Genomic DNA, 8,194 nt, shown 5'->3' with positions numbered 1-8,194 from the left:
GTGCTGACGGTCTGGGGGTGCTTGTCAAGGCGGGAAAGATGCCTTGACAAGCACCCCCAGACCGCAGGGAGGCTTCGTATCGGGGTGCAGGGCAGGGGCTGGGTGCCTCGGTCGTTGGGTGCGTGGGTGGCTGTTGGGGCGGTGGGCTGTGAAGGTTCCCCTCGCGGGCCTGGCCCAGGTCGCCTAGACGGTTCCTGGCTGGATGAGCAACGCATTGATCGCGGCCGTCCGGATCGTGGTCGCGACGCTCTCCGCATCAAGACCGCTGTTGAACTGCGGAATCGAATTGATCATCGAGAACACGGCATGCGTAAGAACCCGATTCTGCGCATCCGACAGATCCGGCCGCAAGCGCTCCACCAGGGCACTCCACTCCTCGGCGTAGAGGCGCATCATCCGCCGCATCCGGTGCCGCTCCTCCTCTGGCACGTTGTGCTCGTTCTTCAAGAACACCAATGTGGAAGGCACATTTTGAAGGCTGCGCGTGACGTGATAGTCGATCATCGCTTCAAGCGCCTTACGCGGGTCAGTCACCTCCGCCGCGGTCTCGCGCGCATTGGCCAGCAAATCCTTCAACGGGTCCTCGAGCACGGCGATCAACAGAGCCTGCTTGCTTGAGAAATGCCGGTACAACGCAGGGCCGGTCACGCCAGCCCGCGCGCCGATCATCTCAGTGGTGACCGCGTCGAAAGCGCGCTCATGGAACAACTCGCCGGCGACCTTGATCAACGTCTGCCTGCGCGAGGAGCGCGGCGACGCGGCGCGAGATGGACTCGTCATGGCTCGAGTCTAGGTGAGGCGTCGATAACGTGCCGCCGCGTACTCCGCCAACAGGTTCGCGACCGCACTGAGGCAGGCAAATCCCAGGTCGGAGGACATCCCGTGCGGATTACCGAGGACGCCGTTGGGTGCAACGGCCTTGACGCCACCGGTTAATACCCGTGCCAACAGGTCGTCGGTCATCGGTTCAGCGAGACCGGCGGCAGCACGCTCGGCCCGCACCGCTTCCGGCCGGACAGCGAGCATGACTGAGCTTTCGGCAACGTCTGCATGTCCGCCGACCTGGCTGGCCAGACCGGCGACGGCGGTACGCCAAGCATCGAGCACCGCGGTCGAGTCGGCGAACGCGACCACGTCCATGGCAGGTAGTCGAGCGGCGAGTTTCGGCTCGATCTTGCTCAGCAACGGGTAGTTGCCGATGTGTGCGGAGAAGATCAGCACTCGACGGAACCCATGTGCGGCAAGGCTTTCGCAGCAGTCGAAACAGATCGCCTCCAGTGTCTCCGGTCGCAATGACAGGGTGCCGGGGAAGCCGAGATGATGGGCGGAACAGCCGACTCGGACGGTCGGCAGGACGAGTGCGTCGCCGAGTCGTTCCGCCACGAGCATCCCCAGTCGGTCGGCGTGCTCGCTGTCGACCGACAGCGGCAGATGCGCGCCGTGCTGTTCGGTGGCACCCAGCGGCAGGATCGCGGTCCGCATGCCGCTCGCGAGCGCGTCGGCGATCTCCGGCGAGGTCAGGTGTTCGATCCGCACCTCGCTCATGCGCTCCTCCAGGGGAAGTTAGCAGTAGATAACAAGATTCCTCCGAGATTCAGCCTTGACCACGAGTTAGCTCCGCCTTATGTTATCGAGCAATAACATTGAGTGGAAGGAGCGACCATGGACTTCATCCTCATGTCGGAGGGGGACACCCCGGTCGGGCTCACCCACGAGCACCGCTACCGGGAGCTGGTCGAGGAGGTGCTGCTCGCCGAGCAGGTCGGCTTCGACGCGTTCGGAAGCTCCGAGCAGCACGTCGCCATCGGCACGGCGACGGTCTCCGCGCCGGAGGTGCTCTACCCGTACCTGATGGCGCTCACGAGCAGGATCCGCTTCATCCACCTCGTCACGCTGCTGCCGACGCGCATGAATCACGCGCTGCGTGTCGCCGAGCGGATCGCGACCGAGGACATCCTGTCCAACGGCCGGATCGAACTCGGCACCGGCCGCGGCAACACGACGCTCGCGCTGCGGGCGTTCGAAGTGGACCCGACGGAGAACAAATCCCAGTGGCGCGAAGGGATCGAGCTGATCCGCCGGGCGTTCCTCGACGATCCGTTCTCGTTTGTGGGCGAGCACTACAAGGTCCCGCCACGCAGCCTGGTGCCGAAGCCGTTGCAGGCGCCGTACCCGCCGATCTCGGTCGCCGCGGGGAGCCCGAGTTCGGTCGAAACCGCGGCCAAGATGGGCATCGGTGCGATCATGGGCGGCTTCTACCTCGGCTACGACCTCGTGGAGAACATGCTGAAGCTCTACGACGAGACCCTCGCCGCCGCCACCCACGATCACCCGATCACGCCGCGCAAGATGGTCCTGGTCAGCGGCGGCATGCACTGCGCGGAAACGACTGCCTTGGCCCGCGAACAGGCTCGGCCGCTGTTCGAGATGTCCAAGCTTTCCACCGACGCGTACGGGCGGCTGGCGAAGCTTTCCCAGGACTACGCCTACATGGGCGCGGTCAATGACGTCGATTTCAGCGACGAGGAGTACCTGTTCGAACGGTCGCAGGGCTTCCTCGTCGGCGACCCGGAGCATTGCATCGAGCACGTCCAGCGGTACGCGGACATGGGCGTGGAGTCGCTGGTGTTGCGAGTGGACAGTCTTCCGCACGACCAGCTGATGCGGTCGATCGAGCTGTTCGGCAAGTACGTGATCCCGCGTTTCAAGCACCCGCGCAACGTGGTGCGCCCGGCCGACGACGTGCTGGCCGGGATCCGCGCCGCGCGTCCGGCGCACGAGGAAGCGCTGCGCCGGTTCCAGTCCGAGAACACGGCTGTGGAGGCGGTCCGATGAGCGAGCTTTACCAGCACGGCACCGGAAATGTTCTCGTCGAACGTCCGGCCGACGGCGTCCTGTTGATCACCATCAACCGGCCCGAGCGGTACAACGCGCTGCTGATGCCGATGTTCGAAGAGCTGAGCGAGATCTGGGCCGACGTCGAGCGCGACGACGAGACACGTGTCGTCGTGGTGACCGGAGCCGGAGACGCGTTCTGCACCGGGATGGACGTCCGCGAACCCGACCCGACGCCGGAAGCGGCGCTCGCGATGCTGGAGTCTGAGCGTCGGCGGATTTCGACGGTGCTGCGGATCGAAAAGCCGATCATTTCCGCGATCAACGGGCCTGCCGTCGGTTACGGCCTGTCGACGGCGTTGCTCGCCGACATCAGCATCGCCGCCGAAGACGCGGTGTTGATCGAAGGCCACACGAAGGTCGGCGTGACCGCGGGCGACCATGCCGCGTTGATCTGGCCGCTGCTGGTCGGGATGGCCAAGACGAAGTATTACGTGCTGACGTCGGAGAAACTGACCGGGGCCGAGGCGGAGCGGATCGGGCTCGTGAGCCTGGCTGTTCCTCGCGACCAGGTGCTGCCGCGTGCCTTGGAAGTCGCGACTCAGCTCGCGCAAGGCTCGCAGCAGGCGCTCCGGTTCACGAAACGCGCGCTCAACATGTGGCTCACGAATGCGTTGCCGCAGCACGAATTGGCGGGTGCGCTCGAGATCCTCGACTTCGCCGGAGCTGATTATCGCGAAGCGCGTCAAGCGTTCCGGGAGAAGCGTCCGCCGGTCTTCCCTTCCGCCGTATCGGCGAACTGAGCGGAGGCGACATGACCACTGCTTCGCTCAGCGCGGTCCAGATATCCGAAGAGGCGGACGGCGTGGTGGTCTTGACCGTGAGCCACCCGCCCGCGAACGCGCTCAGCAACTCGCTCATTCGCCGGTTGACCACGACCCTGGAAGACCTCGCCAGCGGTCCGGACGCTCCCGCTGTCGTGCTGACCGGCGCGGGCGACCGGTTTTTCTGTGCCGGCGGCGACCTCAAGGAAGCGGTCGGCTACGACGCCGACTCGATGGTCGAGCGGATGACGTCCTTTCACGCGCTGCTTTGCGCACTGGAAAAGTTTCCCCGGCCGCTGGTATGCGCGGTGAATGGCTGGTGCGTCGGCGGCGGGATCGAAATGGCGCTGTTCTCCGATTCCGTATACGCGTCGTCGCAGGCGCGGTTCGTTTTCCCTGAGATCGACCACGGCATGTTGCCTGCGGTGAAAGGGATTGCGCGGGTGCGCGAGGTTTTGGGCGATCGTGGTGCCCGGCGGTTGTTGCTGGGCGGAGAATCCGTCGACGCGGTCGAGGCCAAAACGTTGGGCATTGTCGACGAAGTGGTTGAGCCGGGGGAGTTGCTGGAGGTCGCGTCGGCGCAGGCGCGCGCGGCGGCGGGGAAACCGCCAGCGGTATTCGCGGCCTTGAAGTTGGCGCTGCTCCAGGAAACCGCTGGCTGGCCGGACGAGAAACAGTTGCAGGTCACGGCCGCCGACGCGCGAACGGTTTTCACCGACCCTGCCGCACGAACTGCCCGGGAGGCATGGAATGGCTGACGTATCGCACGACTTGGATCCGGCCGTTTTCCGTTCGGCGCTGTCCCGTTTCCCGTCCGGCGTCACGATCGTGACGACCCGGGGCGAGGACGGGACGCTGCACGGATTCACCGCGAGTTCCTTCGCGTCGCTGTCGCTCGATCCGCCGCTGGTGCTCGTGTGCCTTGACCGGGGCGCGACATGTTTTCCGGTTTTCCTGGCGGCCGAACGGTTCGTCGTGAACGTCGTGACTCCGTCCCACGCCGAGCTGGCGACGAGGTTCGCGACGAAAGGCGAGAACAAGTTCGCGTACGGGAGCTTCGAGTTCGACGAGCAGGGCCATCCGCTCCTGCCGGACGCGGCGGCCGTCCTCCACTGTGAACTGGAGCAAGCCGTGCCGGGCGGGGATCACGTGATCCTCATCGGCCGGGTGCGCGAGGCGCGGACCGGCGACGGCAAACCGGTGACGTGGTACCGGGGTGACTTCCTCCACCTCGGCGAGCGTGCCGCGTGAGCGCCGCCGGATTTAGGCTCGCCACGGGAAGAGAGGCCGGGTCATGGAGCTGACCGAGTTCGAACCGGAGCGGACGCTGCCGGGTTTGCTGCTCGACCGCGCTCGCCGCGAACCCGACGCCGTCGCGCTGCGGTATTCGCGGGGCGGGGCCGTGCGGGTGATCACCTGGCGGAGGTACCTGGACCGGGTGCGCGAACTGGCGCTCGGCCTGGTCGCGCACGGGGTCCGGCACGGTGATCGGGTCGCGGTGATGAGCAGCGCGCGTCCGGAATGGGTGTTCGCCGCGCTGGCGGTGCAGAGCGTCGGCGGGGTCGTGATCGGCGTGTATCCGACCAACTCGCCCGCCGAGATCGAACAGGTCCTCGTGCACAGCGAGGCGGTCGCGTTCCTCGGCGAGTCGGACACGGAACTCGCCAAGGTCGCGAAGATCGCCGCGAACACCCCGGACCTGCGGCTCGTCGCCGGAATCGACGCCGCGCCGCCGGAGCTGCCGGAAGGGATCGCCGGCGTGGCGTGGGACGACCTGCGTTCGGCCGGAGAACCGGATTCTCTGGCCGAGCTGATCGCCGCCACCGCGCTCGACGACCCGGCCGTCCTCTTCTACACCTCCGGTTCTACCGGGGCGCCCAAGGGCGTGACGCATTCGCACCGCACGCTCCAGCACGCGATCCAAAGCGTCGTCGGCTTGTATCCGGAGAGCCGGACCACGCGGCACGACGTGGTCGGATTCCTCCCGCTGGCACACGTCGCACCGGCGGTGTTGCTCGTTTTCACCCCGCTGCACACTCGGCTGGTCGTAACCTTTTGCCCCATCGAGGAATACGGCGAGGTGCTGCGCACGGTACGGCCGACGGTGGTGCTGTGGCCGCCTCGTTTCTACGAGAAGCTCGCCGCCGAGCTGATCGCACTCGCCGAATCTCGGACGGGAATCCGGCGCTTCGCCTACCAGGTCGCGATGCGTGTCGGTCGCCGGATGGCCGAGCGGCGCTGGTCCGGCCGTCGTGCGTCGGTGCTGCTGAGAATCGCTTACGCCGCTGCGGTTCGCGGAGTTTTCGTACCGCTGCGGGTGAGTCTCGGGATGGATCGGCTGCGCGTCGCGTGGACGGCTTCGGCTGCCATGCCGGAGAGTGTCGTGGCGCTGTGGCAGATCTGGGGGCTCGACCTTCGCGAGAACTACGGGCTCACTGAGACTGGCGGGTGTCCCATCGGGCAGTTCGGGCAGCCGTTCCCTCGTCCCGGGCGGATCGGCCGGGAGTTCCCGGACCCGCGTTTTCAGGTGAAGCTTGCCGACGACCGGGAGATGCTGCTCCGTGCGCCGTTGCTGTTCAGCGGGTACTGGCGGAATCCCGCGGAAACCGAAGCGGTCTTCGAGGACGGCTGGTTCCGCACCGGCGACCTGATGGAGCGCACGCCCGACGGGGACATTCGGCTGATCGGCCGGAAGAAGGACGTGATCATCACCCGGGGCGGCAAGACCGTCGATCCGCAGCCGATCGAAATCCGGTTGAAGGAGAGTTCGCTGATCGAGGAAGCCATCGTGGTCGGCGATGGCCGGAAGTACCTGACGGTCCTGATCGAACCGAGCGCGGCCGCGGGTACGGAGTCGGCCGGGCAGCTGCGGGCCGAGCTGGACCGGGTGAACGCGGACCTCGCGCGGGTGGAGCAGCTGAAGGATTTCCGGGTGCTGCCGCGCGCGTTGGAGGCTTCGCGCGGCGAGCGGACGGCGAACGGGAAGGTGAAGCGTGCGGTGGTGGTGGGGTCGTTCGCGGGGTTGATCGATGAGATGTATGGCGTGGGCGACGATGCGGCGATCGCGGACCATGTGCGGAGGAGGTCGCGTTAGGGGAGTGAGCCGCAACCGGGTTCCGGTGCGGCTCGACCCGTTGGCGTTACTGCGGTCCGTAAACGACGATCGTGTTGCCCCAAGGGTCGCGTGCGACCGCTCGTACCTCGTGCGGTCCTTGTTCCGGTTGCCGCACAACGGTTCCGCCGCCATTCACCAGTGCGGACGGCGAACGGGAAGGTGAAGCGTGTGGTGGTGGGTTCGTTCGCGGGGTTGATCGATCAGATGTATAGCGTGGGCGACGATGCGGCGATTGCGGACCATGTGCGGAGGAAGCCGCGTTAGGGGGTGAGCCGCAGCGGGGGTTCCGGTGCGGCTCGATCCGTTGGCGTTACTGCGGTCCGTAAACGACGATCGTGTTGCCCCAAGGGTCGCGTGCGACCGCTCGTACCTCGTGCGGTCCGTGTTCCGGTTGCCGCACAACGGTTCCGCCGCCAGCCACCAACGCGGCCAGCGCAGCGGCGACGTCGGGCACTTTGAACGACGCGGCGGGCACGCCGTCGGTGACGTCCTCCTCCGGGCCGACGAGGGCGAGTGTCGTGCCGCCCGCGTCGAGGGCGGCGTAACGGTCTCCGTCGACGAATTTCGTCGGCAGGCCGAAGGTCGCGGCGTAGAACTGCACGGCTGAGCTGACGTCGGCGACCGGGTGCAGCACGTTTCCGATTTTCGCCGGGTTCGGGGAGTCGTTCACGAATCGAGCGTAGCTCGCATTGATCCCGGCCGGGGCGGGTATGCGGAGGAGGAACGCGAGGAAAGGAGCGCCATGTCTGACGTCCGGGAATATTTGACGGAAGTCGAGTACCCGTGCGAACGCGCCGAACTCCTCCGCCGGGCGGCCGCGAAGGGGGCTGGCGACGACGTGATCGGCCATCTCGGCAAGTTGCCCGAGCAGCGGTACGAGAACGTGGACGCGGTCCATCGGTTGCTCGGCGAGGACATCGACCCGCATTCGTGAGCCGGGCGGAGGGCGTCAGTCGGCGACGCCCTTCTTCTGGTCGATGAACGTCTGCCGCTCCGGGGTCACCCGGAGGATGACACGCTCGGATTTGATCGCCTCCGGCGGGTAGTCGCCGCCGGTGTACTTGCGGGCGAGTTCGTCGACCTGCAGCCGGGCCCGTTCGCCGGTCTCGATGCCGGTCACGCGGCCGCGGACCTCCGCGTAGCGGTAAGGGTCCTGCTCGTCGCGGATGAGGACGGTGATCCGGTCGTCGCGGGAGACGTTCTGGTACTTGGCCCGGTGAGTCTCGGTGTTGAGCACGATCTTGCCGTTCTCGACGTGCACCCAGATCATCTGCGTCTGCAGCCGGCCGCTCGGCAGCACCGTGGTGACCGCGGCGAAGTTCTTGCCGGTGGCCAGCTCTTCGGTTTCGGGCAGCAGTTTCGGGCCGTCGGCGGTGCTGGCGGGCACGGCAACTCCTCACAGTCGGCGTCACGGACCGCT

Annotated in this window: 10 protein-coding genes; 6 read left to right on the top strand and 4 right to left on the bottom strand. The window is 66.6% G+C overall.

The features are described 5' to 3' along the window. Positions 1–183 precede the first annotated feature (183 nt). On the bottom strand, positions 184–780 hold the full coding sequence (locus D0D37_RS34170) for a TetR/AcrR family transcriptional regulator (RefSeq protein ID WP_116204720.1): 597 nt from the start codon (positions 778–780) through the stop codon (positions 184–186). 9 nt (positions 781–789) lie between these two features. After that, complete coding sequence (locus D0D37_RS34165; protein ID WP_116204719.1) at positions 790–1,545, bottom strand: creatininase family protein; 756 nt, start codon at positions 1,543–1,545, stop codon at positions 790–792. 117 nt (positions 1,546–1,662) lie between these two features. Between D0D37_RS34165 and D0D37_RS34160 the strand changes: the two genes are divergently transcribed. The 5 genes from D0D37_RS34160 to D0D37_RS34140 are packed head-to-tail and all read left to right on the top strand — an operon-like array spanning position 1,663 to position 6,753. Then, positions 1,663–2,835: an LLM class flavin-dependent oxidoreductase gene (locus D0D37_RS34160; protein ID WP_116204718.1), complete on the top strand. Its 1,173-nt coding sequence runs from the start codon at positions 1,663–1,665 to the stop codon at positions 2,833–2,835. Continuing rightward, positions 2,832–3,638, top strand: a complete 807-nt coding sequence (locus tag D0D37_RS34155) for an enoyl-CoA hydratase/isomerase family protein (protein WP_116204717.1) — start codon at positions 2,832–2,834, stop codon at positions 3,636–3,638. The genes D0D37_RS34160 and D0D37_RS34155 overlap by 4 nt, the downstream gene beginning before the upstream one ends. An 11-nt stretch (positions 3,639–3,649) precedes the next feature. Continuing rightward, the gene (locus D0D37_RS34150; RefSeq protein ID WP_116204716.1) at positions 3,650–4,417 is read left to right on the top strand and encodes an enoyl-CoA hydratase/isomerase family protein; all 768 of its coding nucleotides are present in this window, start codon (positions 3,650–3,652) and stop codon (positions 4,415–4,417) included. Next, positions 4,410–4,910 carry a flavin reductase family protein gene (locus D0D37_RS34145; protein WP_116204715.1) on the top strand — a complete coding sequence of 167 codons (501 nt, stop codon included), beginning with the start codon at positions 4,410–4,412 and terminating at the stop codon, positions 4,908–4,910. Before D0D37_RS34150 ends, D0D37_RS34145 begins: the two co-directional genes overlap by 8 nt. 43 nt (positions 4,911–4,953) lie before the next feature. Further along, positions 4,954–6,753, top strand: coding sequence for an AMP-dependent synthetase/ligase (locus D0D37_RS34140; protein ID WP_116204714.1), 1,800 nt, complete (start codon positions 4,954–4,956; stop codon positions 6,751–6,753). 331 nt (positions 6,754–7,084) lie between these two features. On the opposite strand, the gene D0D37_RS34130 is transcribed toward D0D37_RS34140, so the two are convergent. After that, a complete protein-coding gene (locus D0D37_RS34130) occupies positions 7,085–7,444 on the bottom strand; it encodes a VOC family protein (protein WP_116204713.1) in 360 nt (119 codons plus the stop codon). A 72-nt stretch (positions 7,445–7,516) separates the two neighbouring features. Here D0D37_RS34130 and D0D37_RS34125 point away from each other — a divergent pair, with 72 nt between their 5' ends. Then, positions 7,517–7,708, top strand: coding sequence for a DUF2795 domain-containing protein (locus D0D37_RS34125; RefSeq protein WP_116204712.1), 192 nt, complete (start codon positions 7,517–7,519; stop codon positions 7,706–7,708). A gap of 15 nt (positions 7,709–7,723) precedes the next feature. Here D0D37_RS34125 and D0D37_RS34120 read toward each other — a convergent pair whose 3' ends face one another. Beyond that, a complete protein-coding gene (locus D0D37_RS34120; RefSeq protein WP_116204711.1) occupies positions 7,724–8,161 on the bottom strand; it encodes a PPOX class F420-dependent oxidoreductase in 438 nt (145 codons plus the stop codon). Positions 8,162–8,194 lie beyond the last annotated feature (33 nt).

The organism is Amycolatopsis circi (genome assembly GCF_003385235.1).
In the GTDB taxonomy this organism is placed as follows: domain Bacteria; phylum Actinomycetota; class Actinomycetes; order Mycobacteriales; family Pseudonocardiaceae; genus Amycolatopsis; species Amycolatopsis circi.
This window is presented reverse-complemented; position numbering and strand designations above follow the sequence as displayed.